General features: G+C 43.7%; 27 protein-coding genes and 2 pseudogenes. 21 read left to right on the top strand and 8 right to left on the bottom strand.

Features of this window, described 5'->3' with window-relative positions; all coding sequences use genetic code 11:
• Nucleotides 1–40: 40 nt before the first annotated feature.
• The gene (gene glcD, locus VL20_RS06485; RefSeq protein WP_002796022.1) at nucleotides 41–1,507 is read left to right on the top strand and encodes a glycolate oxidase subunit GlcD; all 1,467 of its coding nucleotides are present in this window, start codon (nucleotides 41–43) and stop codon (nucleotides 1,505–1,507) included.
• 29 nt (nucleotides 1,508–1,536) lie between these two features.
• On the opposite strand, the gene VL20_RS06480 is transcribed toward glcD, so the two are convergent.
• Nucleotides 1,537–2,301, bottom strand: a complete 765-nt coding sequence (locus tag VL20_RS06480) for a hypothetical protein (protein ID WP_052275993.1) — start codon at nucleotides 2,299–2,301, stop codon at nucleotides 1,537–1,539.
• Nucleotides 2,302–2,632: 331 nt separating this feature from the next.
• On the bottom strand, nucleotides 2,633–3,400 hold the full coding sequence (locus tag VL20_RS06475) for a creatininase family protein (RefSeq protein ID WP_052275992.1): 768 nt from the start codon (nucleotides 3,398–3,400) through the stop codon (nucleotides 2,633–2,635).
• A 69-nt stretch (nucleotides 3,401–3,469) separates the two neighbouring features.
• On the opposite strand from VL20_RS06475, the gene VL20_RS06470 reads away from it, so the two are divergent.
• Together VL20_RS06470 and VL20_RS06465 are read left to right on the top strand one after the other, a co-directional pair.
• Nucleotides 3,470–4,222 (top strand): response regulator transcription factor, encoded by a 753-nt coding sequence (locus VL20_RS06470; protein ID WP_052275991.1) that lies wholly within the window; start codon nucleotides 3,470–3,472, stop codon nucleotides 4,220–4,222.
• A 47-nt stretch (nucleotides 4,223–4,269) separates the two neighbouring features.
• Entirely contained in the window at nucleotides 4,270–5,589 is a 1,320-nt protein-coding gene (locus VL20_RS06465; protein WP_052275990.1) for a sensor histidine kinase, read from the top strand.
• 112 nt (nucleotides 5,590–5,701) lie between these two features.
• Here the strand turns inward: VL20_RS06465 and VL20_RS31615 are convergent, their stop codons facing one another.
• Nucleotides 5,702–5,839 carry a hypothetical protein gene (locus tag VL20_RS31615; RefSeq protein WP_167341538.1) on the bottom strand — a complete coding sequence of 46 codons (138 nt, stop codon included), beginning with the start codon at nucleotides 5,837–5,839 and terminating at the stop codon, nucleotides 5,702–5,704.
• Between the two features lie 126 nt (nucleotides 5,840–5,965).
• Here VL20_RS31615 and phoU point away from each other — a divergent pair, with 126 nt between their 5' ends.
• Nucleotides 5,966–6,634, top strand: a complete 669-nt coding sequence (gene phoU, locus VL20_RS06455; RefSeq protein ID WP_004157861.1) for a phosphate signaling complex protein PhoU — start codon at nucleotides 5,966–5,968, stop codon at nucleotides 6,632–6,634.
• A 49-nt stretch (nucleotides 6,635–6,683) separates the two neighbouring features.
• On the opposite strand, the gene VL20_RS06450 is transcribed toward phoU, so the two are convergent.
• Nucleotides 6,684–7,553: an ABC transporter permease gene (locus VL20_RS06450; protein ID WP_052275988.1), complete on the bottom strand. Its 870-nt coding sequence runs from the start codon at nucleotides 7,551–7,553 to the stop codon at nucleotides 6,684–6,686.
• A 292-nt stretch (nucleotides 7,554–7,845) separates the two neighbouring features.
• Between VL20_RS06450 and VL20_RS06445 the strand changes: the two genes are divergently transcribed.
• The 5 genes from VL20_RS06445 to VL20_RS06425 all read left to right on the top strand — a co-directional run bounded on the left by VL20_RS06445 (nucleotide 7,846) and on the right by VL20_RS06425 (nucleotide 12,643).
• A complete protein-coding gene (locus VL20_RS06445; protein ID WP_052275987.1) occupies nucleotides 7,846–8,322 on the top strand; it encodes an NAD(P)H-quinone oxidoreductase subunit N in 477 nt (158 codons plus the stop codon).
• Between the two features lie 516 nt (nucleotides 8,323–8,838).
• On the top strand, nucleotides 8,839–10,281 hold the full coding sequence (gltX, locus tag VL20_RS06440; RefSeq protein WP_052275986.1) for a glutamate--tRNA ligase: 1,443 nt from the start codon (nucleotides 8,839–8,841) through the stop codon (nucleotides 10,279–10,281).
• Between the two features lie 258 nt (nucleotides 10,282–10,539).
• Nucleotides 10,540–11,622, top strand: a complete 1,083-nt coding sequence (locus VL20_RS06435; protein WP_052275985.1) for an ATP-dependent 6-phosphofructokinase — start codon at nucleotides 10,540–10,542, stop codon at nucleotides 11,620–11,622.
• Nucleotides 11,623–12,129: 507 nt separating this feature from the next.
• A complete protein-coding gene (locus VL20_RS06430) occupies nucleotides 12,130–12,405 on the top strand; it encodes a BrnT family toxin (RefSeq protein ID WP_052275984.1) in 276 nt (91 codons plus the stop codon).
• A complete protein-coding gene (locus tag VL20_RS06425) occupies nucleotides 12,386–12,643 on the top strand; it encodes a hypothetical protein (RefSeq protein WP_052275983.1) in 258 nt (85 codons plus the stop codon). The genes VL20_RS06430 and VL20_RS06425 overlap by 20 nt, the downstream gene beginning before the upstream one ends.
• A gap of 341 nt (nucleotides 12,644–12,984) precedes the next feature.
• Here VL20_RS06425 and VL20_RS06420 read toward each other — a convergent pair whose 3' ends face one another.
• Entirely contained in the window at nucleotides 12,985–13,779 is a 795-nt protein-coding gene (locus VL20_RS06420) for a PEP-CTERM sorting domain-containing protein (protein WP_052275982.1), read from the bottom strand.
• 180 nt (nucleotides 13,780–13,959) lie between these two features.
• Here VL20_RS06420 and VL20_RS06415 point away from each other — a divergent pair, with 180 nt between their 5' ends.
• Nucleotides 13,960–14,268: a type II toxin-antitoxin system HicB family antitoxin gene (locus tag VL20_RS06415; RefSeq protein WP_052275981.1), complete on the top strand. Its 309-nt coding sequence runs from the start codon at nucleotides 13,960–13,962 to the stop codon at nucleotides 14,266–14,268.
• Nucleotides 14,265–14,672, top strand: a complete 408-nt coding sequence (locus VL20_RS06410) for a type II toxin-antitoxin system VapC family toxin (RefSeq protein WP_052275980.1) — start codon at nucleotides 14,265–14,267, stop codon at nucleotides 14,670–14,672. The genes VL20_RS06415 and VL20_RS06410 overlap by 4 nt, the downstream gene beginning before the upstream one ends.
• A 279-nt stretch (nucleotides 14,673–14,951) precedes the next feature.
• On the opposite strand, the pseudogene VL20_RS06405 reads toward VL20_RS06410, so the two are convergent.
• Nucleotides 14,952–15,242 (bottom strand): annotated as a pseudogene (locus VL20_RS06405) (IS1 family transposase); the annotation flags it as partial.
• 773 nt (nucleotides 15,243–16,015) lie between these two features.
• Between VL20_RS06405 and ltrA the strand changes: the two are divergent.
• The 7 genes and pseudogenes from ltrA to VL20_RS06375 form a co-directional block, all read left to right on the top strand.
• Nucleotides 16,016–17,953: pseudogene (ltrA, locus tag VL20_RS06395) on the top strand (group II intron reverse transcriptase/maturase); the annotation flags it as partial.
• A gap of 112 nt (nucleotides 17,954–18,065) precedes the next feature.
• Nucleotides 18,066–19,010 (top strand): lipase family protein, encoded by a 945-nt coding sequence (locus VL20_RS06390; protein ID WP_260441163.1) that lies wholly within the window; start codon nucleotides 18,066–18,068, stop codon nucleotides 19,008–19,010.
• Nucleotides 19,003–19,257 (top strand): hypothetical protein, encoded by a 255-nt coding sequence (locus VL20_RS32310; protein WP_249264898.1) that lies wholly within the window; start codon nucleotides 19,003–19,005, stop codon nucleotides 19,255–19,257. The genes VL20_RS06390 and VL20_RS32310 overlap by 8 nt, the downstream gene beginning before the upstream one ends.
• A 73-nt stretch (nucleotides 19,258–19,330) precedes the next feature.
• A complete protein-coding gene (locus VL20_RS06385; protein ID WP_052275976.1) occupies nucleotides 19,331–20,101 on the top strand; it encodes an HAD family hydrolase in 771 nt (256 codons plus the stop codon).
• Between the two features lie 88 nt (nucleotides 20,102–20,189).
• Nucleotides 20,190–21,548 (top strand): thioredoxin-disulfide reductase, encoded by a 1,359-nt coding sequence (gene trxB / locus VL20_RS06380; protein ID WP_052275975.1) that lies wholly within the window; start codon nucleotides 20,190–20,192, stop codon nucleotides 21,546–21,548.
• A gap of 285 nt (nucleotides 21,549–21,833) precedes the next feature.
• Nucleotides 21,834–22,028, top strand: a complete 195-nt coding sequence (locus tag VL20_RS31030) for a hypothetical protein (RefSeq protein WP_158499320.1) — start codon at nucleotides 21,834–21,836, stop codon at nucleotides 22,026–22,028.
• A gap of 98 nt (nucleotides 22,029–22,126) precedes the next feature.
• Nucleotides 22,127–22,957 (top strand): metal ABC transporter permease, encoded by an 831-nt coding sequence (locus VL20_RS06375; protein WP_052275974.1) that lies wholly within the window; start codon nucleotides 22,127–22,129, stop codon nucleotides 22,955–22,957.
• Between the two features lie 115 nt (nucleotides 22,958–23,072).
• Here the strand turns inward: VL20_RS06375 and VL20_RS06370 are convergent, their stop codons facing one another.
• A complete protein-coding gene (locus VL20_RS06370; RefSeq protein WP_052275973.1) occupies nucleotides 23,073–23,294 on the bottom strand; it encodes a hypothetical protein in 222 nt (73 codons plus the stop codon).
• A gap of 139 nt (nucleotides 23,295–23,433) precedes the next feature.
• On the opposite strand from VL20_RS06370, the gene VL20_RS06365 reads away from it, so the two are divergent.
• The 3 genes from VL20_RS06365 to VL20_RS06355 all read left to right on the top strand — a co-directional run bounded on the left by VL20_RS06365 (nucleotide 23,434) and on the right by VL20_RS06355 (nucleotide 25,124).
• On the top strand, nucleotides 23,434–24,240 hold the full coding sequence (locus VL20_RS06365) for a TlyA family RNA methyltransferase (RefSeq protein ID WP_052275972.1): 807 nt from the start codon (nucleotides 23,434–23,436) through the stop codon (nucleotides 24,238–24,240).
• Nucleotides 24,241–24,569: 329 nt separating this feature from the next.
• Nucleotides 24,570–24,740: a hypothetical protein gene (locus VL20_RS06360; RefSeq protein ID WP_052275971.1), complete on the top strand. Its 171-nt coding sequence runs from the start codon at nucleotides 24,570–24,572 to the stop codon at nucleotides 24,738–24,740.
• Between the two features lie 3 nt (nucleotides 24,741–24,743).
• Complete coding sequence (locus VL20_RS06355) at nucleotides 24,744–25,124, top strand: cyclic nucleotide-binding domain-containing protein (RefSeq protein WP_002787046.1); 381 nt, start codon at nucleotides 24,744–24,746, stop codon at nucleotides 25,122–25,124.
• Nucleotides 25,125–25,153: 29 nt separating this feature from the next.
• Here VL20_RS06355 and fmt read toward each other — a convergent pair whose 3' ends face one another.
• Entirely contained in the window at nucleotides 25,154–26,131 is a 978-nt protein-coding gene (fmt, locus tag VL20_RS06350) for a methionyl-tRNA formyltransferase (RefSeq protein WP_052275970.1), read from the bottom strand.
• Nucleotides 26,132–26,141: the final 10 nt, after the last annotated feature.

The raw sequence follows: 26,141 nt of genomic DNA, 5'->3' as shown, positions 1-26,141 counted from the left end.
TATAGAGCCATTTTACTGCGACTCCGCCGCCCTGAAACCTATGTTACTCAAAAATCCCCCGAAAATCTCCCCCAATCTGATCAAACAGCTAGAAGCGATCCTTGGCAAAGATGGAGTCATCCGTCGCAAAGATGAATTATTAACCTACGAGTGCGATGGTATCACAGGATACAGACAAAGACCCGCTCTTGTGGTGCTGCCTCGCAGCACCGCAGAAATTGCGGCGGTGGTGAAACTCTGTCACGATAACGAGATTGCCTGGGTAGCGAGGGGTGCAGGAACGGGCTTATCGGGAGGGGCGTTACCCTTAGAAGAGGGGATTCTCATCGTCACGGCGCGGATGAATCAGATTCTCAGGGTTGATTTAGATAATCAAAGGGTGGTGGTACAGCCCGGGGTGATTAATAATTGGGTGACGCAAGCAGTAAGCGGGGCGGGATTTTATTACGCACCGGATCCCTCTAGTCAAATTATCTGCTCGATCGGTGGTAATGTGGCGGAAAATTCCGGCGGGGTTCACTGTTTAAAATACGGCGTGACTACCAATCACGTTATGGGCTTAAAAATCGTCCTTCCCGACGGTTCAATTATCGATGTGGGGGGTGCGGTACCGGAACAACCGGGCTACGATTTAACCGGTTTATTTGTGGGTTCCGAGGGAACTTTAGGCATCGCCACGGAAATCACCCTAAGAATTCTGAAAACTCCGGAATCTATCTGTGTTTTACTGGCCGATTTTACCAGTATCGAGGCAGCGGGCCAAGCGGTGGCGGATATTATTAAATCGGGAATGATTCCGGCGGGGATGGAGATTATGGATAATCTCAGTATCAACGCCGTGGAAGACGTGGTGGCTACCGGCTGTTATCCCCGGGATGCCGAGTCAGTTTTATTAGTGGAATTGGATGGTTTAGGGGTAGAAGTAACCAGGAATAAGCATCGGGTTGCCGAGATTTGCCGTCAAAATGGGGCGAGAAATATCACCACGGCTAATGATGCCGAAACCCGCTTGAAACTCTGGAAGGGCAGAAAAGCGGCTTTTGCGGCGGCGGGGAAAATTAGCCCTAATTATTTTGTCCAAGATGGGGTGATTCCCCGCACTCAATTGGTCTATGTTCTTCAGGAAATTAAGGCTTTAAGTGAAAAATACGGTTATAAAATCGCCAATGTTTTCCACGCCGGGGATGGCAATTTACACCCGTTGATTCTCTACGATAACAAGGTGGAGGGGGCCTGGGAAGAAGTGGAGGAATTAGGCGGTGAAATTCTCAAACTTTGTGTGCGGGTTGGCGGCAGTTTATCGGGGGAACACGGTATCGGCATCGATAAAAATTGTTATATGCCTGCTATGTTTAACGAGATTGACTTAGAAACTATGGGCTATGTGCGGGATTGCTTTAATCCCAAGGGTTTGGCTAACCCGGGGAAATTATTCCCCACCCCGCGCAGCTGTGGGGAAGCCGCTAATGCCAAAATACAAGGGTTTGCGGGGGTGGATGTGTTTTAGGTTATCGGTAAATATTGACTGACTACTGATTACAGTCCACCTTGGGGTCCTAGGGGCAGATTGATATTGGAGGGGAAAACTGGGACTTGTCTTTCCAGAAAACGCTGAGTGATTAATTCTCGGAAAATCTCTAGGTCTTTTTGCCATTGTCCCAGATATTGTTTGAGCAGATTTAATCGATCGCTGCCCTCGGCCAGATTATAGTTAAAGTTACCAGCAAATAATAGCGCCCCTAAAATTTTGCCATCGGGTAATTGCAATTTTGCCTCGTTAATCGCCACGGATAGCTGAGAGGTTTCTAACTGATAAAATAGATTGATGCCAGCTTGTAGGGGTGCTGTACCGAAATTGAGCCAGGGACCGGGGGCCAAAAGAGTTTCGGTGATATATTTTTTAGCGGCATCGGGACTACTAGGGAAAGGAACAATACTTTTCGGGGCGATACCCAGGGCTTGATATTCGGCTAAAGGGAGTTTATCTAGATATAAACCGACAATTTCCGGCAGTTTCAGGTTCAGGCTATCGGGAGAGTTAATTATCTCCACAAAGGTAATTTTCCGGGGTTGGGCGACGATGCTGATACCATTTTGAAAATTAACTTGAGCGTAATTAGGATTGAGTACCGGCTGGCCATTTAATTCCCAGTCGGGGGGAACTATTCCCGAATATTTGAGGAAATCAACCGTTAACATGGCGGGATTGAGGCTTTTGGCGGTAATTGCGATGGCAAGTTCTTGTATTTCCCGCAAACTAACCAGAGGTTGATTGGAGTTATTGTCAGTGGTGGTAATCATCAATTTTCTCCTTGGATATTTAAGTTTTCTTTCTAAGTGGGTGGGGGTTAAAAATTGTTCAGATCTGCCCCTTATTAAGGGGGGCAGGGGGGATTAAGGGGGGATCAAAGACAAAATCTATCTTCAATTTAATTGAAACCACTTAAGTAGGTAGGCGTTAAAAGTTGTCAGACACCCCCCTTATCAAGGGGGGCAGGGGGGATCCCCCCGCCTATCGGCACCCCCCTTATCAAGGGGGGCAGGGGGGATCGAACCTAAAATCCATTTTTAATTTAATTATAACCAGCTACTTACTTAGGGTTACAGTTAAATTATTCCGGGTCTCGGTGGCTTAGTTACTAATCAACTCAGACACAGGACAAGAGAGCCATTCTAGATAAGTATTACTCAATTCTTTCACCGCTAATTCATAGAATCTCTGACCGTGTTCGGGAGTCGCTAAAGCAGGATTGGAACCCATACGACCATCGGGGTAATTTTGGCGAAAATTAGCCGCACCGTAAATACCATGACCAGAAGCCACTTTTTCCGATAAAAAGGCATTTTTACGGCTTTCAGGGTAAAGATACTGAGTTAATGCCACTTCGCTCGGTGTAGCGTGGGAACCCTCCTGCTCTCCATATAATTCTTTGGCTAAAAGATAAACTTCTCGCACCATAAACCAATTGGCCACTTGACATTTAACCTCGTTTGTGTTAGGCAAATTAAGGGAATCCAAATGATAATAGGTTTCCGAAAAAGCGGCCTTTAGGGTGGCAATATTGCCCCCGTGACCATTAATAAAGAAAAATTGACGAAAACCGGCTCTAGCTAAACAAGTCACATAGTCGAGGATGACTTGAATCAAAGTGCTAGGACGAAGACTAATTGTACCCGGGAAAGCCGTGTGATGTAGGGCCATACCGACATTTAAGGTGGGTGCTACCATTGCTCGTACCTGTTTCCCCACTCCTTTAGCGATCGCCTCAGCACATAGAGCATCTGTACCAATAAGTCCCGTCGGCCCGTGTTGTTCCGTGGAACCAATAGGAATAATAATTCCCTGAGATTGTTCTAGATAGGATTCCACCTCTAACCAGGTGGATAACTGTAATAACATTCGGCTCTACCCCCCCGAGTGCAGGTTGACCAATTGAGATAAAATTAGGACGAATAATCAAGTATTTTTATGTTAACCCTTGACACCCCCCCCTTGTCGGCGAGTACGGATTTCGTTCCCAATCATCGGATTTTAATCGTCGAAGACGAAGAAGTGATTCGGGATATGATTATTTTGGCTTTGGAAGAAGAAGGTTATGAGGCGCTCGGTGTTAGTGATGGTCGCGCTGCTCTAGAATTACTGCAAAGTCAAGAATCTAATCACGGTGAGTCTCGTTTTGATTTGGTCGTTTTGGATTTAATGCTACCCCAAATCAACGGTCTTGATATCTGTCGTCTGTTGCGCTATCACGGCAATATTATCCCGATTTTAATCTTAAGTGCTAAGGCCAGCGAAACCGATCGAGTTTTGGGTTTAGAAGTAGGTGCCGATGATTATCTGACTAAACCCTTTAGTATGCGAGAATTAGTCGCTCGTTGTCGCGCTCTGATTCGTCGTCAAGGATTTACTTCCCTTGCTGCTGCTCCCGTGCGAAAATTCCGCGATGTTTTTCTCTATACCCAAGAATGTCGGGTGACGGTGCGAGATGAAGAAATTAACCTTTCTCCTAAAGAATTCCGTCTCCTCGACCTATTTATGAGTTATCCGCGCCGAGTTTGGTCAAGAGAGCAGTTAATTGAACAAATTTGGGGACCAGATTTTTTAGGAGACACCAAAACCGTCGATGTTCACATTCGCTGGTTACGCGAAAAACTGGAAATCGATCCCAGTCAACCGGAATACCTAATTACTGTACGCGGTTTCGGTTATCGTTTTGGCTAGGTGAGCGATTATATTTTCAAATTTAGCGATCGCCGCTTTCTGGGATAATGACTATTTTCGCTTTTATTTTCGGAGTAGTTTTAGGTTTGAGTATTTGTTATTGGCAAGTCTCACGCTTAAATGGGGAGTTAAAGCGAAATCTAATCGCTCTCTCGGATTCGGTGGATTTATCGGCCTCTTTTCCCGTTACCTCCCTGGTACGTCGAGAATTACAGTTTCTCTCCCAAAGTCTGCAAGAGCGAGAAAAGAGCTTAGAAATTCAGAAATCCTTGCTAGAACTAGCGCCGATCGCCTATCTTCATATAGATGCCGATAATCAACTGCTCTGGTGTAATCAACAGGCAATAACCCTCTTAAAACTCGATCGCTGGCAGCCAGATCAGGTACGTCTGCTGCTGGAATTGGTGCGCTCCTACGAATTAGATCAATTAATTCAAGAAACTCGCCAAAAACAGAGTCCACAGGTGCAAACTTGGACTTTTTACCCGACTAATTATCCTATCACCCCTATCAGCGATCGCCAAGTGATTGCTCCTAAATCGATTGCCTTGAAGGGTTACGGTTATCCCTTGCCAGAAGGTGAAATCGCTGTATTTATCGAAAATAGACAGCCTTTAGTGGAATTATCGCAAAATCGCGAGCGAGCTTTCTCTGACTTAACTCACGAGTTACGCACTCCCTTAACCTCCATTTCTCTCCTTACCGAAGCTTTACAAAAACGCCTCCAAGCTCCCGAAAGACGCTGGTTAGAACAAATGGCGAAAGAAGTGGAGCGTTTGAGCCAATTAGTGTGCGATTGGCTAGAAATCAGTGAATTACAAGCGGATGCGGGGCGATCTTTACAATACCAGATGATCAATCTACAGGATCTAATCCGCGCCGCTTGGCAAACTGTCACCCCAATAGCCGCCCAAAAACAGATTAGCTTAGATTATTCCTCTCCGGTGGATTGGACGGTAGAAGTTGATCGTTCTCGTCTGCTGCAAGTTTTCCTAAATCTCTTTGATAATGCCATTAAGTATAGTCCCGATCAGGGGAAAATTCGCCTAGAAATTCGAGAAATATCCGATACTATCGGGGAAAAATGGCTAAAAATTGACGTTATCGACAACGGGAAGGGATTTAACGAAGCGGATCTACCCTACGTTTTTGATCGCCTCTTTCGCGGTGATCCTTCCCGCACCCGTCAAAAACAAAGCACAAGGGATTATAGTACCGGTTTAGGTTTATCGATTGCCAAAGAGATTATTCAAGCCCATGGCGGTTCGATCGTCGCTCAAAATGATCCTAACACCGGCGGCGCTCGCCTACAAGTCACTCTCCCCCGTCAAAAAAAGGAGGTGGGAATTATGAATTATGAATTATGAATTATGAATTGGGGAAGTGGGGTGTTGGGGTTTTAGGGTTTTAGGGTTTTAGGGTGTTGGGGTTTTAGGGTTTTAGGGTTTTAGGGTGTTGGGGTTTTAGGGTGTTGGGGTTTTAGGGTTTTAGTTGAATTTCCCCATTTCCCCATTTCCCCATTTCCCCATTTCCCCATTCCCCCATTTCCCCATTCCCCCATTTCCCCATTTCCCCATTCCCCCATTTCCCCATTTCCCCATTTCCCCATTCCCCCATTCCCCCATTTCCCCATTCCCCCTAGAGAAAAAAATCTGTCAAGTTCTCTAGACAACTGTACAAAATCGAAAATTTTCTTGTTATGACTGTAGAGAAAGAGTAGTTTTATGTTAAGCGAATCCGACCGTGAGCCTATCCAAAGAAACCAATCATCCCGATCGCACCTATTTCGCTCGTTCTCTCCAGCGATTGGAACAGGATGTGCTGAGAATGGGAACCTTGGTCGAAGAATCCTTTCGTCTTAGCCATCAATCCCTTTTTGCTAGGGATTTGGAAATGGCGAAAAAAATCCCCCCCCTTGACAAGGAAATCGATCGCTACTACCGTCAAATCGAGTTAGATTGTGCCACTCTCATGACTCTACAGGCTCCCGTAGCCCAAGATTTGCGGCTTTTAAGTGCTTTTATGCAATTAGTGCGCGATTTGGAACGTATCGGCGATTATGCCAAGGATTTGGCGGAAATAGCTCTCAAATTATTCGCCTACACTCCCCACGATTGTATGAGTGAGATCGAGGCCATGTCCCACCATGCTCAGTATATGTTAGCCACGAGCCTTGTTGCTCTGGCTGACCTCGATCAAGAAGCCGGTCCAAAGGTCAAAGAACTAGATAATACGGTCGATCGAGCCTATGATTATCTCTATCACACTCTCGCCCATCAAAGAGATATTAAGGGTGTGGTGGAACCAATCCTGCTGATGGCTTTACTAATCCGTCATCTGGAACGTATGGCCGATCACGCCACCAATATCGCCCAAAGGGTATCCTACATTGTTACTGGACAGAGAGGCTGAGGGTGTGGAAGTTCCTCAGATGATTTCTCTCGAACTCTGGCCCGCGCTTTTAGCGTTTACGACTCAGGGGGTTGAAAATTTCACTTAACCCCTCCCCCAAGAGGGATAAACCCACCACCATCGTGGTCATTGCTAATCCGGGGAATAAAGTGGTCCACCAGATACCTGTAGATAAATCCGCCAAAGCTTCCTTGAGATCATGACCCCATTCCGGCACTTCTTCCGGTAATCCTAAGCCTAAAAAGCCTAAACCGCCTAAAACAAGGATCGCATCTGCTGCGTTGAGGGTAAAAAGAACCGGGACACTCTGGACGACATTAAAGAAAAGATATTTTGATAATATCCGGCTAGGACTGGCACCGATCGCTCGTGCCGCTTCGATAAATAACTCATTTTTAACGCTGGCGGTTTGATTTCTGACCACGCGAAAATATTGGGGAATATAGGCAATGCTAACAGCGATCGCTACATTGACGATACCACGACCCAAAACGAAAGCGAGAGCCACCGATAATAACAACCCCGGCAAGGTGTAGAGGGTATCCATGAGAAAGAGGAGAACGCGATCGATCTTACCCCCCAAATAACCGCTAATTAACCCCAAAGGAACCCCGATGACTAAAGATAATCCTGTGGCCAAAAATACCACGGACAAGGCCGCTCGCGCCCCGAATAGGGTGCGGGAAAAGACATCATAACCGCGCACATTCGTCCCGAACCAATGGGCGGAACTGGGGGCTTGTAGGGGATAATTGCTTAAAATGTCGGTTGGATCCTGAATCATGCCGATCGCTTGCAGAAGGGGCGAAAACAGGGCAATCAGGATAAAAATAATTGTCAATACCAACGCAACCCCTAGGAGTTTAGTGGTTAGGTTGGGTTTCAGAAAAGGATCGATCGGCAATTTAACAGGAGTCATCGACAAAATTTAGCCATTGCATAGAACGCTAATTGTACAAGAGCAGTGTTTTTTCAAACAGCTGGGGCCGAAACGACCATAAACCAGAGCAAGACTGCTAAAGCTAAAACAGTTAGTTTAATCAGGATATAAAGCAGTCCGTTGGGATAAAGGAGATCGTGAAACATATTGCCTCCTCGGGAGAGAGTAGCGATTGTCCCTCTCTACCTTTGATCTTAAGTCTTTCTCTGTTCACCTGACCCACAACTTAACAAAACGTGCGATTATAGGGAAAAAGATTTTTTTACTAACTATGGCACTACTGACCACAGGAAAACCATTTATTCGCGATCTGGAACAATACGGTGCTTTAGGGGTTTACGCACCCTTAGAAGGGGGTTACGAGGGACGCTATCAAAGACGTTTACGGGCCACTGGTTACAATGTCCTGCATATCACCGCTAGAGGTCTAGGGGATTTAAGTGCCTATCTGACCGGCATTCATGGAGTCCGTCCCCCCCATTTAGGTAAAAAAAATATTGGTCGGGAAGCAGCCGTGGGACCGGTTTATTTTATTCCTCCCATTGCTACCTATCAATTAGAAAATTTACCCCCCAAATCCAAGGGTTTAGTGATTTGGATTATTGAAAGTTTTGTTTTATCCTCGCAAGAAAAACAATACTTAATTAATCTTAGTCAACAGGAACCCCGGTTAAAATTTGTCCTCGAATTGGGTGGGGAAAGATATTTCCGTTGGCAACCTTTGAGCAAATCTTTAGTCGCTGCCTAAATTTCCCAAATAACACGGGTACTGAAAGATATCCCCCTCAACCCCTCTCCCCGGAGAGGGAAACTTCAATTCTTGAGAGTTTGTTGTTCCTTTCTCACCCTTGGTAGCTATTTATTTAAGTAGGGAGGCACAATTATTTGTAGGATGGGTTAGCGGTAGCGTAACCCATGCGGGAGTTGGGTTTCATGCTTCAACCCAACCTACGTTCATCTTATATTTAATTGCACCCACCCACTTAATTTTGGCTCTTCGGTTTGTGTTATGCAATCGACAGGGTTTATAAGGGATGGAACCCTTATATAGAAAGGCATTTAGCGATTTTTGTTAATTGTTTTTTGTCTAGAGCGAACTAATCAATTAAATCTCTTGCCAGATAAGGATTTAGTCGATTTATGCCCCCCTATCGAACCATACCAAGTAACGAAGAACCTTAATTTTCTTAATTTCGAGAGTTTGCCTAGGAGAATTTGCAATAATATGGGATATCGTTGCCGCAAAAAACCTAGGAGTTAGATCGTGACAGTGAGAGTTCGTATTGCCCCCAGTCCCACGGGAAATTTACACATTGGAACAGCACGCACAGCCGTGTTTAACTGGCTTTTTGCCCATCATCACCGGGGTAAATTTATCTTGCGCGTGGAAGATACAGATTTAGAACGTTCTCGACCAGAATATACGGAAAATATTCAAGCGGGCCTACAATGGTTAGGACTGAATTGGGATGAAGGTCCTTTTTTTCAAACTCAACGCCTTAATTATTATCGTCAGGCTATTCAAACCCTGCTCGATCGAGGTTTAGCCTATCGTTGTTATTGTACCCCGGAAGAATTGGAAAAAATGCGGGAAGAACAAAAAGCCCGCAATCTTGCCCCCCGTTACGATAATCGTCATCGTTATCTCACCCCCGAACAACAAGCGCAATTCGAGCAAGGGGGGAGAAAAGCAGTAATTCGTTTTATTATTGATGACGATCGAGAAATTATTTGGCAGGATTTAATCCGGGAAAAAGTTATCTGGAAAGGTAGTGATTTAGGGGGGGATATGGTGATCGCTCGTACCTCGGAAAATGCCGAGGAAAACTTCGGTCAGCCTCTCTATAATTTAGCGGTAGTTGTTGATGATATTGAGATGGAAATTACCCATGTTATTCGTGGGGAAGATCACATCGCTAATACCGCTAAACAAATTCTTTTATACGAAGCTTTAGGGGCAAAAGTGCCAGAGTTTGCCCACACTCCTTTGATCTTAAATCAGGAGGGTCGCAAGTTATCTAAACGGGATGGAGTTACTTCGATCGATGATTTCCGAAAACTGGGTTTTTTGCCGCAAGCTTTGGTTAATTACATGACTCTCCTCGGTTGGACTCCTCCCGATTCCACTGAAGAAATTTTTACCCTTGAAACGGCCGCTGAAGTGTTTAGTTTAGAACGGGTAAATAAAGCAGGGGCAAAATTTGACTGGACGAAATTGGATTGGATTAATAGTCAATATCTCCATCGTTTAACCGGTGAGGAATTAGTGCCTTTACTCCTTCCCTACTGGCAAGAAGCGGGGTATAGTTTTGATGCTGAAACCGATCGAGCTTGGTTGGTCGGTTTGGCTACTCTCATCGGTCCGAGTTTAACTCGTTTAAGCGATGCTGTGGCTGAAAGTCGCTTACTTTTAACCCCTCTGGCTAATTATAATCAGGAGGCTTTGAGTCAATTACAATTAGAGGGAGTTAAGGATATTATCAAGGATATTCTCGCCGCTATTAGTCCCGATTTGACTGGAGAAGTTGCTAAGGGTATTGTGGAGACAACAACTAAAGCCCATCGGGTGAAAAAAGGTCTAGTGATGAAGTCTCTACGCGCCGCTTTGATGGGGGAGTTACATGGTCCGGATTTAATGCAGTCTTGGCTACTTCTTAATCAAAAAGGTTGGGATCTATCCCGTCTTCAGCAAGCAGTAAATAGTTAAATTGATTGGCTATCAGTTATCAGAAAATTTCTCGTATATTAGGGTTGACAAATGCCCTAAAATTGCTATATACTTTCTAGTATAATGGAAATCCGTGTCGCCCTGCATACCCTGCTCGTGATCGATTACTGAGGGGATGAGGGCGGATTTTTCCCCTAGCTGTCAGGGACGATCTAGAAACTTTCTTAATTTTTAGGCATTATCCGCAACTTTTCCCTAAATATAGATTTGTTAATCTCCTGACAAAAAGCTAAAGCTATGGGTGAAAAAAAACGAATTGGACTTCTCACCAGTGGTGGCGACTGTGCGGGTTTAAATGCCGCCATTCGTGCCGTTGTCCACCATGCCACTGGCAATTATGGCTGGGAAGTGGTGGGTATTCGAGAAGCAACTAACGGATTAATTAACCGTCCCCCCAAAACCACGATCTTTGATATTGAAGGAGTCGATCGCCTGTTAGTGATGGGAGGAACAATTCTCGGTACTACCAATAAGGGGGATCCCTTCGCTTTCCCGATGCCAGATGGAACCCTGATCGATCGCTCTCAGGACATCATCGACGGCTATCATAGTCTGGGACTGGATGCCCTGATCGGCATCGGTGGCGATGGTAGTCTGGCGATTTTGCGCCGTATTGCCCAACAGGGAGGCATTAATCTGATTGGTATTCCCAAAACCATCGATAATGATGTGGGAGCTACAGAAGTCTCCATCGGCTTCGATACAGCTACTAATATCGCCACAGAAGCCCTCGATCGCCTCCATTTTACCGCCGCTAGTCATAACCGGGTGATGATTCTAGAAGTTATGGGTAGAGATGCTGGCCATATCGCCCTGGCTGCCGGTATTGCGGGAGGGGCCGATATCATTCTCATTCCCGAAATTCCCTACCGATTAGAGAAGGTCTGCGAGAAGATCCGGCAGCGGCAGCGTATGGATAAACAGTTTTCTCTGATTATTGTCTCCGAGGCTGTGCGTACCGAAACTGGCGATCGCCTAGTGCAAAAGAAAGCCCTAGGAGAAGATCGTCTCGGGGGTATCGGTCGCTATTTAGCCGAAGAAGTTGCCAGGGAAACCGGGGCCGAAACGAGAGTGACTTTCCTGGGCCACATTCAACGGGGGGGCATTCCTTCTCCAATGGATCGCCTACTGGGGGCGGCTTTTGGCGTGGCGGCCGTGGATCTGATCGCCCGGGAAGAATTCGATCGCATGGTGGCCTGGCAAAATCGGCAAGTGGTCAGTGTTCCCATTGAGGAGGCGATTAAAACCTATCGCATCGTCGATCTCGAAGAAACTTTAGTCAAAACCGCCAGGGGTTTGGGTATTTGTCTAGGGGATTGAGATTAAATCTAGGGGAATCGGTGCGAGAATTAACCCTTAAGTAGGTAGGTGTTAAAAACGATCAGTTCCCCCCTTATCAAGGGGGGATTAAGGGGGATCGAACCTAAAATCTATCTTCAATTTAATTATAACCAGCTACTTAATTAGCGCCCTTTCCCCACTGATTAAAATTACCCCTCAAATAAAGAAGTTATTTCACCATTAAGATAACTGCTGTAATTAACTTCCGTTATGGCATAAAATTACAATATAGTCATTTCAATTAAGATTGAGAATATCAATGCCAGAGTCCATAAGAGTTTAACTGGTCTAGAGTGTATCAGACTTGTCTGAAAGGACTATAAGATAAACTTCGCAGAATATACACACTCCTCCCCCCCCGTTGTATCAAAAGCTACAATTTAATAAATCTTTACATTTCTCTCCCCTTAGTCCCTCGCCTTCGGGAGCGATGGGTTAGCATAGACTGGGTGAAAACAATTTTTCTCCATTGATTTCGGGTATCTCATGCGTATTCAATGGGATGAAGCCAAACGACAGCGAGTTTTAACAGAACGTGACATTGACTTCACTCGGTTAAACGATCTGCTTTACAAACCTTACATCGAAGACCAACGCTCTGAGCAGCCAGAACAATATCGGATTGTTGGCTTTGCGGGCGGAACGTTAACAACATTCATCGTAGAATACAGAGTCGATGAAGTCGGTGATTACATTTGGGTTGTCACCGCTTGGAAATCAACTAAACAGGAGCGCAAAAGCTATGAGGAAACAGTCAACTGAAATTAAAGATATTGAGGAAATTGCTCAACAAGCACATCTAGGGAAAGATGTCTCTGAGCATTTCACAGGTAATTTTCAGGTTAAGCAACAAATTAATCTTGATTTTCCCCCGGAATTACTAGGAAGCATAGATGTGGAGTGTCAATTGCAGAACATGAATCGTCAGGATTGGATCAAGATGGTTTGCGTTGAAAAACTCCGTGCAATTCAATCTAGCAGAATAGCCAATACTGTTTAGTGGGGTCAAAGTATCCTACGCTACAATTTAATAAATATTTACATTTCTCTCCCTCGCTTAGGGATTGACAGGGAAAGGTATTTTTCCCTGTTTTACCCCTTCTCAGGCGAACTATCCGCTTCCGTGAGGGATTTTGGTGCGGTATGTCGCATTTGCCTTTGCCTTCAGCGATTCAGATTTTAGTTTTTTTGATTGTACTGATAGTGATCGCCATTTCCCCTGAAGAAGTTGAAGAAACTTGTTTGGAAGTCGCTCCAGTGCAACAGGCAAAAAATAAAACCCCCTCAACTGACTGAATGAAGGGGCATTTATAGTATTTTTGTAAGCAATTTAGCCGACTTTTATGGCTTCAGTTTGCGCTTGAGGGTTGAAGCTGCGCCGAGAGTGCCGAGGGTTAATAAGCTGAGGACTGTAGAGGGTTCGGGAACTGTAGTTGAGATAATAAAGCTTCCACCATCCCCAGCAATTGTTAGACTAGGATTTCCCTGTAGCTTGATGTTCAAGGTGGAAAAAGTCCCCAATAACGCCACAGAACCGTAAGCGGAACGAGCACCAGTAGTCGGAGGGGGAGTGGAGGGAGAAAGACCAACGCCAGTAAAAGGATCCGCATCGGCGATGATTTTGTTCGTGGTATTGACTGTTAAACCATCGCCACCACCACCGTTACCGCTCAATAAATTAAGTGCGATCGAACCATTGCTGGGATCAGAAAAATCATAGATCATCCCGTCAAGGTTGGCAACATGAAAGATGGGATTAGTCACCGGCGAGCTAAACTGAATCTTTAAAGTAGCAGTTTGGCCAGTCTGATTAAACATTGTATAACCTACCCGATCACCTAAACTTTGGTATGGAGTATAGATGTTGCTGTAGCTGTATTGAGGGGTAGTATTATTGATTGTTGTTCCTTGCCAACTTGTCGGGTTAATACCCGAAATCGTAAAGTTAGGTCCGCCACCAGCGAGTATAGAACCCGTAACGTTCACTCCTCCTAGGGTTCCCACGAATCCCCCAGTACCAGGTCCACCGGGGGTAAAGCTACTCAAGTCAAGGAAAACTGCTGCTTTCGCTTGGGGGGTCGCAATCAGGATACTGCTTGTCAGCGCAGTGATAGATAGCAATGAAACAAATTTCATTTTTTAGTGGTTTTAAGATAAACTTCCGCATCATACACACTTCTCCCCCCCCATTGTATCAAAAGCTACAATTTAATAAATCTTTATATTCCTCGACTGGCGATTCACACAGTTGGCGAATCTCCATTCCTACAAATTACAATTGAGTTAAGATATTCATTTGATTTAAATAGGTGAGCGATGAAATCAAAAGTCAGTATTGAAATAGAAAAGAGAGAAGGAAAATATTCTGCTTACAGTCCTGAAATTAAAGGATATATAGCAGAAGGAAATTCCTTAGATTCAGTCATTGATGCTATAAAACAAGCCATCCAATCCCATTGGCATCAACAGGAAGAAGAATCCAGCAAGACAACAGCCCAATCGCTTCTCGAACTTTTTGAAAATATTACAGCCGGCATGAACGAAACGGAAATCAACAATTTGCCGATGGATGGCGCACAAGAACATGACCACTATATCTATGGTATTCCTAAAAGCGATTCATGAGAACTATCTTTGCTGATACATTTTATTGGACAGCATCCATCAATCCTAGAGATAATTGGCACGGTCAAGTAATTGCTATTACTCGCACATTAGAACAATTTTGTCTCGTGACAACTGAAGAAGTTTTAGCAGAGACTTTGACTTTTTTTTCAGCTCACGGTAGTCAGATGCGACAGCGTGCTTGTCAACTTGTTCAAGGAATAATAAAAAACCCCAATATTCAGGTAATCCACCAAACTCATGAATCATTTTTAGCGGGTTTAACTCTTTACAAAAATCGTCCTGACAAAGAATATAGTCTCATTGATTGTATCTCTATGCAGACGATGCGAGAACTGGAAATTATCGAGATATTGACCCATGATAAACATTTTACTCAGGAAGGTTTTGTCATTTTGCTATAGTGCAATCGCCCTCGATTATTAAGGTATTTAATCAAGTTAATAAAGGCAAAAAATAAAACCGGCTCTCTTAGGTTTGGTGGGTAAAATGTATTCTAAGATACATTCCTCCTACCGAGGGGGTGAAACGAACCACAAAGACACAAAGGACACAAAGATTGATCGATTCTATGTAAGTTAAACTTATCACACAGAACCTAGAAGAGCCGTGGATTGGGAGAGTTTTAGTTTGCGGGTGGTGATTCGGTAGTAGTGATGGCGGCTTAATCCTTTGCTTTGCTGTGCATTGTAGTCATGGATAAAATACCAAACAGTTCCCCAACGTGATTCTCCATTTTTTTAGAGAAAGATAGACTCTCTCTCACCAGCCGAGAAATCCTTTGTCGAAAGGTATTATTTAATCTTTCAATAGGATTAGTTTGACCAGTTTCTTTTCCGACCGGTCGATGACGTTTACTGGGAATTACTGTCTTATAGGACTCCCAAAAGTCTGTGTAAGCAACCGCACATTGTCGGTAAACACCGGGTAAACTGGCCCCAAAGTTTTTTGGCTGATTGACGACTCCTATCTCCGCGCATAGGGTTTGCGGCAAAAAGCTTTTCCTGGAGGCAGGGTTTGGGGTTTGGGGTTTTAGAAGCTAGAAGGATATATTAAGAAGGTGAGGTGCGAAACGTTTAGGCATGAAATAGGGCTGAAATGCCTGAAATAACCGCCTAGTAAGGTCTTCAGTCCCCCGACTGAATCTAAGAGGTCAACACAGACCAACCTTATAACTGTTTATATGTCCCGACGTTTAGTATCATCCGATACCAAACTAGGCAAGGGAACTCAAGGTCAATACACTTGTAATAAATCTTTACAAGGTGAGAGTAACGGCGATAGCCACCCCCAGATTCAGAAATCACAATTCTGGGACTGAAGCGGGGAACGGAAGGCTCCGAGGTGTTACCTAACACCAGAATCGAGACCACTGCCAACCATCCATGATTAGGCGTGAGCCGAATGTCTGACCTGAACCATCGTAATTAATAAGCAGTGAAATAGGTTGACACACTGCGTTCAAAAGAATAAGGGGAATAGTGAGGAAATCTTACTCTCACTCACACAGACCTTTAAAAGTACCCCGGTGGATAGGACAAATCTAAAGATGGAATGCCCATATAAACGGAACGTGATAAACCCTTTTAGGCTCTGAGTATCGGTCGAAATACTCAGTAGTAATAAGTGTAAGCGCAAGCCTTCAAGGGTGTGAGATGTAACCAAAAGCCAACGCTTGACGGTAACAGTCAAGATATGCTAACAGGTTACGGTTTGATTGTAAGGATAGAGTCTAGTAGGAGTCTATATGACGAAATCGAGAGAAGGTAAAGGGTTCGGGAAACCGAAAACCACTAAGACTACGAATGTATGGAAAACTATCAACTGGGGTAAAATCCAAAGATATGTTTTCAAGCTCCAAAAGAGGATATACCAAGCGGCTAAATCGGGACAGGGTGCAAAGGTTAGAAAGTTGCAACGTCTATTAGTGAAATCATAAGTACCTAGGCAAAATTATTTACACATGACGATCATTGCCCCGTAAGGGTTTTAGCTCGATCGGGCAGGTAATTAATTTTGCATGACTACTTACTACGCTCGTCTATTAGCAGTACGCAAAGTAACCCAAGACAATCAAGGAAAGAAAACAGCAGGAGTCGATGGAATGATAGCAGTATCCCCAGAACAAAGGCTAAATCTAACCGAAGAAATCAAAGGAACACTGAAAGCAAAACCGTTAAGAAGGGTATGGATTCCTAAACCCGGCAGGGATGAAAAACGTCCATTAGGAATACCAACTATCAAAGACAGAGCTAGACAAGCGTTGATTAAATCGGCTCTTGAACCAGAATGGGAGTCAAGAATGGAAGGAACCAGCTATGGTTTCCGACCGGGAAGGTCAGCCCAGGACGCAATATCAAGGATATTCTCAACCATCAATAAAGGTAATTACTTTGTATTAGATGCTGATATTGCCAAATGTTTTGACCGAATTAATCACGACCTTTTACTGTCCAAAATTCATTGTCCAAGTTCCTTGAAAAGAGATATTAAACAATGGCTTAAAGCAGGAGTATTGGACAACGGCGTATTTGAAGAAACAGAAACAGGGACACCTCAAGGAGGGGTAATAAGTCCACTACTTGCCAACATCGCACTGGATGGAATGGCAAGATTGATTGAAACACTATTCCCCAAAAAGAGTGATAAAAGAAATCAAGCTGTTTTAATAAGATACGCCGATGATTTTGTAGTAATTTCCCCATCACTCAAAATCATTGAACAGTGCCAAACTGCTATTTCTGAATGGTTAAAGCCGATAGGATTAGAACTCAAACCAGAAAAAACCAGAGTGTGTCATACACTTAACCCCATTGAATACAATGGGAAAACGGAGGAACCCGGCTTTGATTTTCTAGGATTCAATATTAGGCAATACCCAGCAGGAAAATATAAAGCAGGGAAAATAAATAAAGGAATACCCAAAACATTTCTAACACATATTAAACCTAGCCAAAAAGCAGTTAAAGCCCACACAGAAGCGATTAAAGGTGTAATCAAAAAACACAAGACAGCACCTCAATCAGCCTTGATTAGTCACTTAAACCCAATTATTAGAGGTTGGGCTAACTACTACTCAGGAGTAGTATCCACAGATACCTTCAATAAACTAGACTACACAATCTGGTCAATGTTAAGGGCATGGACAGAATCAAGATGCGGTAAAGCGGACTACGAAAAGCTGAGAAACTACTTTAAACCGGGTACAGTTAAACTTAGCAATGGGAAAGAAAGACAAGAATCTTGGCTATTTCAAACCAAAGACGGTCTCTATCTATGGAAACATAATTGGACACCAATTGTCAGACATACCCTAGTACGCCCCGACGCATCACCATTCGACGGAAATTGGACTTACTGGGCGACCAGACGAGGACAAGCAATCGACACACCGACAAGAGTAGCCAAACTACTTAAGAAGCAACAAGGCAAGTGTAGCCGATGTGGGCAGTATTTTACCCCATCGGATTTAATTGAAGTTGACCACATTCATCCTCTCAGCCTAGGCGGAAAGGATGAATATAAAAACCTTCAATTACTACACCGCCACTGTCACGATGATAAATCGGCAACCGATGGAAGCCTAAATCCATCTGGTTTGACAAAATCAGAAGTCAAACTAGATAATACAAGGTTAACCAAAGGAAGTCAAGCTGTATCCTTAACAAGGGAACAGTCAAACTAGGAGCCGTGTGAGGTGAAAGTCTCATGCACGGTTCTGAATGGGAGGGGAGGTCGGTGACGACCTTCTCGACCCCTAATAGATTCCGAGCAACGCTTATTGAGATAAATCTATTATGCTTATTTACTTTATTCACGGAGTGGCCACAAGAGATGCTAGTTATGCCAATAAATTAATTAAACTAATTGAAGAAGAATGTAAACGCAAAAATCGGGCGATTCCCTACTGTTATGCGGGATTTTGGGGAAATGTTCTCAAAGGAACCGAAAAATTATGGCGAGATATTGATCAAGAATTACAGACACAAAAACAGAAAAATAGTAATTTTAATCCCGAGCAATCCTTTCGCTATCAAAATTTTAGAAAAGAGTATTTATCTTATTTTATCGGTGACGCATTTAGCTATTTAGGCAGCGATCGAGGAAACCAAATTCGCCGCATTATTGCCGATCAATTAATCGATCTTGTTCAAGCTTATCCCCAGGAAACCGAATTACATATAGTCGCCCATTCTTTAGGTACTGTAATCCTTTGGGATCTGTTATTTTCCGAGCGTTTTGACCCTCAGGATCCCGCTCATGAAATTCGTGACCTTATCGGTAAAGAACGGGGCAAACTTTCCCTATCTAGTGTAACAACAATGGGTTCACCGATCCCATTTTTGAATTTAACTTTAGGCATTGATACCAATCAAATTGAAAAGTTTATTAGCCAGCATCAAAGTCAGCGTTTGCTCTGGAATAATCTGATCAATTCCTCCGATATTATCGCTTATCCAATTCGTCCTCTTTTTGATTGTATAACCGATGTATCCAAGATTTTAATGAGCGATTATTATCTAGAAGCGACTGGCAATATTTTTGATTCTGTAGAAATTGCTGCCGTTGTCTTAAATTCCCTTAATGCTCATACCTATTATCTAGCATCAGATAAAGTGGCTAAAAATATCGTAGAGACAATTTATTTTAATCAGCAGGATTATAATCAGGGTAATAGTTACAGTAATAACACTTGTGTTGATCTTGCCATAGAAAGAATACCAAATATCTGGAGTGACTAAAGATGTGGTAAAAATGAAACCTTTAAAAGAAAAAATATTACTAGAAGGTAAATTCAAAGATGCCAGTGGTTATATTTATTTAAGCTCAGATTTATATCGTGTCCATCATTTTTATATACAGGACAATCATCAAAATATTGTATATGCTGTATATGTGGGTTGGATTCATGTAGAGGGATTGAAAAATTCTGTTACAGAAATCATCAGACAGCTATGTTATGTCAACGATGAAGCAAAGAATAGCTAATAGCATGATGTACCAGACAATTTTTTAATTTTCCCTGCGCTATACTGCCATTATTGAGATTAAACCAGCATTTATGAATCAATCCCCCCGCATTCTAGCACTCGATTTTGATGGTGTTCTTTGTGATGGCATGATCGAGTATTTTCAGATTAGCAAACGCACCTATGAAACCCTTTGGCCGGAAATAATTCCCGAGGATTTTTTCCCGAGGTTTTCGCAACTTCGTCCCGTTATCGAAACCGGTTGGGAAATGCCTTTACTGTTGCGATCGCTTGTTCTCGGTATTCCCGACGGGGAAGCTTTAAATAATTGGCCGTCAATTCGGCAAAATCTGCTAGAAAGGGAGAAAATAGCGAAAAAAGCTCTCTCAAATGCCCTCGATCGTCTTAGGGATCGATGGATTGAGTCGGATCTAGAGTCTTGGTTAGCCTTACATCAATTTTATCAACCCGCGATCGATCGCCTGGCCTCTCTTTTAGACTCGGATTTTTTGGTTTATATTATCACTACAAAAGAAAGCCGTTTTGTCAAGCGATTGTTACAAAAAGTAGCAATTAATTTTCCGGCAGCGAGATTAATTGGCAAGGAAATTAAACAGCCGAAATACCTGACTATTCAGCAAATACTGGCTGATTTACCGGAATCCCCCGCTAATTTGTGGTTTGTCGAGGATCGTCTCGATGCGTTGGAATTAGTGGAGCAACAAGCAGATTTAAACGATGTGGGCTTATATTTAGCCGATTGGGGATATAATACGGCTCAAATGCGCCAAAAAGTTGCTCAAGATACCCGCATTAAGCTTTTATCCCTATCTCAATTTGCGGCAGACTTTACCCACTGGTAGAGTTAGTGACGAAAAATATTACACAGATAACTGATAACTGATGCTGCTATACTAAAAAGCGTAGTCGTTATGAGTTGCATTTACGGTTATGACTGTCGAGAATTTAGTCATTATTGGTTCGGGACCCGCGGGATATACGGCGGCGATTTATGCGGCGCGTGCGAACTTAAAACCCTTGATGTTTGAGGGTTTCCAAGCGGGAGGTATTCCGGGGGGACAATTGATGACCACCACAGAAGTAGAAAATTTCCCCGGTTTTCCCGAAGGAATCACCGGTCCGAAGCTGATGGAAAGAATGAAGGAACAGGCCGAAAGATGGGGGACCCAATGCTATACCGAAGATGTTATCTCGGTGGATTTAAGTCAGCGTCCTTTTATCATTCGTTCCACGGACCGGGAAGTGAAGGCCAATAGTATTATTATCGCCACGGGAGCCACCGCTAAACGTTTAGGATTACCCAGCGAGGCCCAATTCTGGAGTAACGGGATTTCCGCTTGTGCTATCTGTGACGGTGCTACACCGATATTTAGAGAGGAAAACCTGGCTGTCATTGGTGGCGGTGACTCGGCGGCAGAAGAAGCCGTATATTTAACTAAATACGGCTCCCACGTCCATTTATTAATTCGCGGGGAAGCGATGCGTGCCTCGAAAGCAATGCAGGACCGGGTGTTAAATAATCCGAAAGTTACCGTTCATTTTCACACCCAAGCGGTGGATGTGTTCGGTACAGGCAGTAAAATGGCAGGATTACGCATTAAAAACTCGCAAACGGGAGAAATCAGTGAATTAGCCGTTAGAGGGTTATTTTATGCCATCGGTCACACTCCCAATACTTCCCTCTTCCAAGGACAATTAGAATTAGACGAGGTGGGTTATGTAAAAGTCAAACCGGGGACTGTTGCTACCAGCGTCGAGGGGGTTTTTGCCGCAGGAGACGTGCAGGACCACGAATACCGTCAGGCCATCACTGCCGCAGGTACGGGGTGTATGGCGGCGTTATTGGCAGAAAGATGGTTATCGGAGCATAATTTAATCCAAGAATACCGTCAATCGGCAACTTCTGAACATTACGAGACAAAAACCGTTAGCGAAACCCCGGCCGATACGGAGGAGACTTTTGATATTCACAAAACCCGTCACGTTGGGGGTTATGCTTTGCGGAAATTATTCCACGACGGCGATCGCTTGTTAATGGTAAAATATGTTTCTCCCACCTGTGGCCCCTGTAAAACCCTGAAACCGATTTTAGATAAAGTGGTCGATGAGTACGATGGCAAAATTTATTTTGTGGAAATTGACATCGAAGCTGACCCAGAAATCGCCAAAATGGGTCAAGTAACCGGGACTCCCACGGTACAATTCTTTAAGGACCGGGAATTAGTGAAGGAAATGCGCGGAGTCAAACAAAAAAGCGATTTTCGTCAAGTAATTGAGAGTTATCAATAATCAGTTATCAGTTATCAGTTATCAGTTATCAATAATCAGTTATCAGTTATCAGTTATCAGTGATCAGTGATCAGTGATCAGTTATCATTTATCAGTGATCAGTGATCAGTGATCAGTTATCAGTTATCAGTTATCAGTGATCAGTTAAGTACCTAGGCAAAATTATTTACACATGACGATCATTGCCCCGTAAGGGTTTTAGCTCGATCGGGCAGGTAATTAATTTTGCATGACTACTTATCAGTTATCAGTGATCAGTTATCAGTGATCAGTGATCAGTGATCAGTGATCAGTTATCAGTTATCAGTGATCAGTGATCGTATCAGTGATCAGTTATCAGTTATCAGTGATCAGTTATCAGTTATCAGTTATCAGTTATCAGTTATCAGTTATCAGTTATCAGTTATCAGTTATCAGTTATCAGTTATCAGTTATCAGTTATCAGTTATCAGTTATCAGTTATCAGTTATCAGGAGTTAGGAGATAGGAGATAGGAGACGGGAGATTATTTTTATTTATTCTCCCCACTTCCCCACTTCCCCACACCCCACACCCCACACCCCACTTCCCCACACCCTATGCTAGAGGCTTTACAATTTGATTTTATGCGCCATGCGATTGCCGCAGGAATATTAGTTAGTATTGCCTGTGGGATTGTGGGTACTTTGGTAGTAGTTAATCGTGTGGTTTTTATCAGTGGGGGAATCGCTCACGCTGCCTATGGAGGGATAGGAATCGGTTATTTTTTCGGGATTAATCCCCTGGTGGGGGCGATATTTTTTACCTTTTTTTCGGCCTTAGGCATGGGTTTTTTACAGCGTCGTATCCGGGAGAGAGCCGATACTTTAATCGGGGTGATGTGGGCGATTGGTATGGCGATTGGGGTAATTTTTATTGATTTAACCCCCGGTTATAAAGCTGATCTAATGAGTTATCTTTTTGGTAGTATTTTAACTGTACCGAGGGATGATTTATGGATAATGGCGGGCATAGATATATTAATTATCACCTTAGTTAGTATCTTTTATAAAGAGTTGTTAGCCATATCTTTTGATGAAACCTTTGCGATTATTCGTAATATTCCCGTGGAGATAATTTATTTGGGTTTAATGGGAATAACCGCTTTAACTATTGTGGCAGTAATGCAGGTGGTAGGATTAATTATGGTAATTGCTTTGTTAACTATTCCCGCCGCTATCAGTGGACAATTTGTTAAAAATATGAAGGGAATGATGATCCTAGCGATTATTTTAGGAATTGTCTTTACTTTAGTGGGTTTGTGGTTATCCTATAGTTTAAATCTCACCTCAGGGGCGACAATTATTTTAGTGGCAGGATTGGGTTATTTAATCAGTCTTGCTTGGAAACCTTTTATGCTAACTATCACCAGAAAAATATCTAATCTTTAAGGCTCTCCCCTAGTTATGGTGATCAGAAAAAGTTATCTAGGGGAGGGTGAAGGTAATTCACCCCCATATTGCCCCACATTAGTTGTTCTAGAGGGCGATGGGATAGTCCTGCCAATCATAACCCCAAACGCTGCTTTTGGCGGGCTTTATAGGAAGCTAACAGCCAGATAGAGCCAGAAATCAAAGAAGGAGCAAGGACGAAACAAGTGGCCATGGTCACGGGATGTTCCCGGGCCCAGACCCAATAAATCATCACGGCAAAAATCAAGCCACAGTAAGCTAGTCCTAGAAAGGGGATGCCAATAACTAAAATGGCGAATCGAGTCTCTTTATCCATAAAATATCGGGATGACAGCGAAAATTTAGCTGATGGGTTCCGCTTGTCCCTATGTTTACTTATAATCTTCCTTCTGGGATTGCTTGGGGAAAAATAAGGTATTTTTTAGAATTAGGCGCTGATTATTGGGAGGCCTTCCTTGTCGAAAGAAAGATTAGATTTATTATTAGTAGCCAAAAATCTCTGTGATTCCCGTCAACAGGCACAGCGATTAATTCGCGCTGGAGAGGTGAAAGTCAATCACCAAATCATTGATAAACCTGCCACAGAAATCGATCCAGAAGCGGCGATCGAGGTTAAGCAGAAACTGCCCTATTTGTCAAGGGGGGGCGAAAAATTAGCTAAGGCCTTAGAATTATTTGCCATTGATGTCTGCGATCGCATTTGTTTAGATGGCGGCATTTCTACGGGGGGATTTACCGATTGTCTCTTGCAAAAAGGAGCAAAACGGGTTTATGGGGTCGATGTGGGTTATGGACAAGTGGCCTGGAGTTTACGGCAGGATCAACGAGTTATTTTACTAGAAAGAACTAATTTTCGCTATTTAACCCCGGAAAAGTTATACGGACAGGAAAAACCCTCCGATTTAGCAGTTATGGATCTGTCCTTTATTTCTCTGACCAAAGTTTTACCGACCCTGTGGACGCTATTAAATCCACCGCGAGAGGCGATTTTATTGGTCAAACCCCAATTCGAGGTGGGACGGGAAAAAGTCGGTAAAAAAGGGGTAGTTCGCGACCATCAAGACCAAGCAGGGGCAATTTTTCAGGTTTTACAGGCCGCCGAAGTCTTAGGATGGTTCTATCGGGGTTTAACTTGGTCTCCCATTACCGGGCCTGCGGGTAACGTCGAGTATCTTCTCTGGTTATCCACCGATACTGGCCCAGTTAGTCCCAGTTTAGCCGCGATCGCAGAAATCACCCAAGCAGCGATCAAACAGTTTTAAACCAGGTATTTTCTCAAGGAAGTGGGGAGAGGGGGAGATTTTCGGAAAACCCTTGACAAATGGCGAGACTTGCTTTATACTTTATGTATAATGGGAATCCGTGCGCCCATATATATAGGGTTTTTGAGGGAAGATAACAGAGAAAAAAATAGACTCAAAAATCGGCTCTTCTCGACTTTGTGTGATAATTTTTGCTTATGGAATTGTGAAATGCTTATCGGGCAAGACTTTTAGGGCTATTTTGACGAAGAAACCATCAGTATAGACCTCGTTTCCACACAGAAACCAGAAGAGCCAAAAATCGGGTTGGGTAGGAAGAGGATAAAGGTATGAAGAGGAAAAATTTCTCTCCCCGACAAGCATTAAACAAAGCATTTCTGAGAGTCAAACCGAATCTTTGTCAGGTAGGGAAGTTTCAAGTATTCTTAGATACAAAAACGATGATCGGGGAGTTCAATGTATTGGAAAATGGGAGAGATAACCCGAAAAATTATTGTTAAATCATGTTAAGTCCCGTAGAGACGATTAAAATTCTCGAAAATCATCCCGATCGCACTTTTCCAGCTGGTGAAGTTATTTTTGTCGATGGCACGGAGGGCGAGTTAATGTACGGTATTCTTAGCGGAGAAGTGGAGATGTATATCAAGGAACAATTGATAGAAACTCTAGAAAAAGGGGATGTATTCGGAGCAGGAGCGCTCCTGCATGGGGATAAACTGCGAGAATCCACAGCTATCGCCAAAACTGATTGTAAATTAGCCTGTCTCAATCAACCGCAGTTTTTATTTGCCGTGCAGGAAACCCCCATGTTTGCAATCGAAGTATTAAGAAGTTATTCCGATCGCTTTCGCAAGTTGAAAAAAATCTTCACCAGTGAAGCATAGAGGAGCAAAGGAAAGCCATACCCCGAAAACTATTGACCGAAAATCTCACCGATAGTTAAACGGGAACCATTGACCAAATCCCCACCAGAACGCGGTGGTTTTCCCGATAATTGCACTTCTTTTAATAACAATAAACCCGCTCCCGTCTGCACTACCGGCCCGAAATTTTTCCAGAGAGTCACGATCGATCCCACTTCTCCGCTTAGATGAGAAAGGTCTTTTGTCTGTAATTCTCGAGGCAGTTGCTCCAGATCGTCTAGGGGAATAGTGGCCATCACTTTTAGGGGTTGTCCCCGGAAAGTGGTCAGCGCATTAGGATAAAAACCCCGGACTCGATCATGAATTGTCCGGCCCGAATCTTGCCAGTGGATTAGGTAGTCAGATTTCTGAATTAAAGGGGCATAGGTGGCATCGTCATTATTTTGAGGAATTGGGGTAATTTCTGCTCGATCGAGCTTAGAGAGGGTTTCTAGGAGCAAATCCGCCCCCATTTGCCCTAGGGTTGCTCCCACCTGTTCGGCATTGTCAAAAAGAGCGATCGGGCTGTAGGCTTTCAGTAACATCGGTCCGGTGTCCATGCCCGCATCCATTAACATGGTGGTAATGCCGGTTTCTTTTTCTCCCCTAGCGATGCACCACTGCACGGGGGCTGCTCCCCGATATTTCGGTAAAATTGAGCCATGAACGTTAATACAGCCTAATCGCGGCATCTCTAGAATTTCTGGGGAGAGAATTTGTCCGTAGGCAACCACCACAAAGGCATCCGCTTGCGATTGTCTGAGAAAATCTAAGGTTTTAGCGTTTTTTTTGACACTTTTGGGCTGCCAAACCGGTATTTGCTGTTCTATGGCTATTTGTTTCACCGGTGAGGGGATTAATTGATTACCCCTTCCCCGGCGCTTGTCCGGTTGGGTAACGACGGCAATTATTTCTATATCGGGATTGGCTAATAATTTTTTTAGGGTGGGAACAGCAAAAGTCGGGGTTCCGAAAAAAACAATACGCATGGGAAAGGGG

This window comes from Microcystis panniformis FACHB-1757, assembly GCF_001264245.1.
Classification (GTDB): domain Bacteria; phylum Cyanobacteriota; class Cyanobacteriia; order Cyanobacteriales; family Microcystaceae; genus Microcystis; species Microcystis panniformis.
The sequence above is the reverse complement of the archived record's forward strand: the minus strand, read 5'-3'. Positions and strand labels throughout refer to the sequence as shown.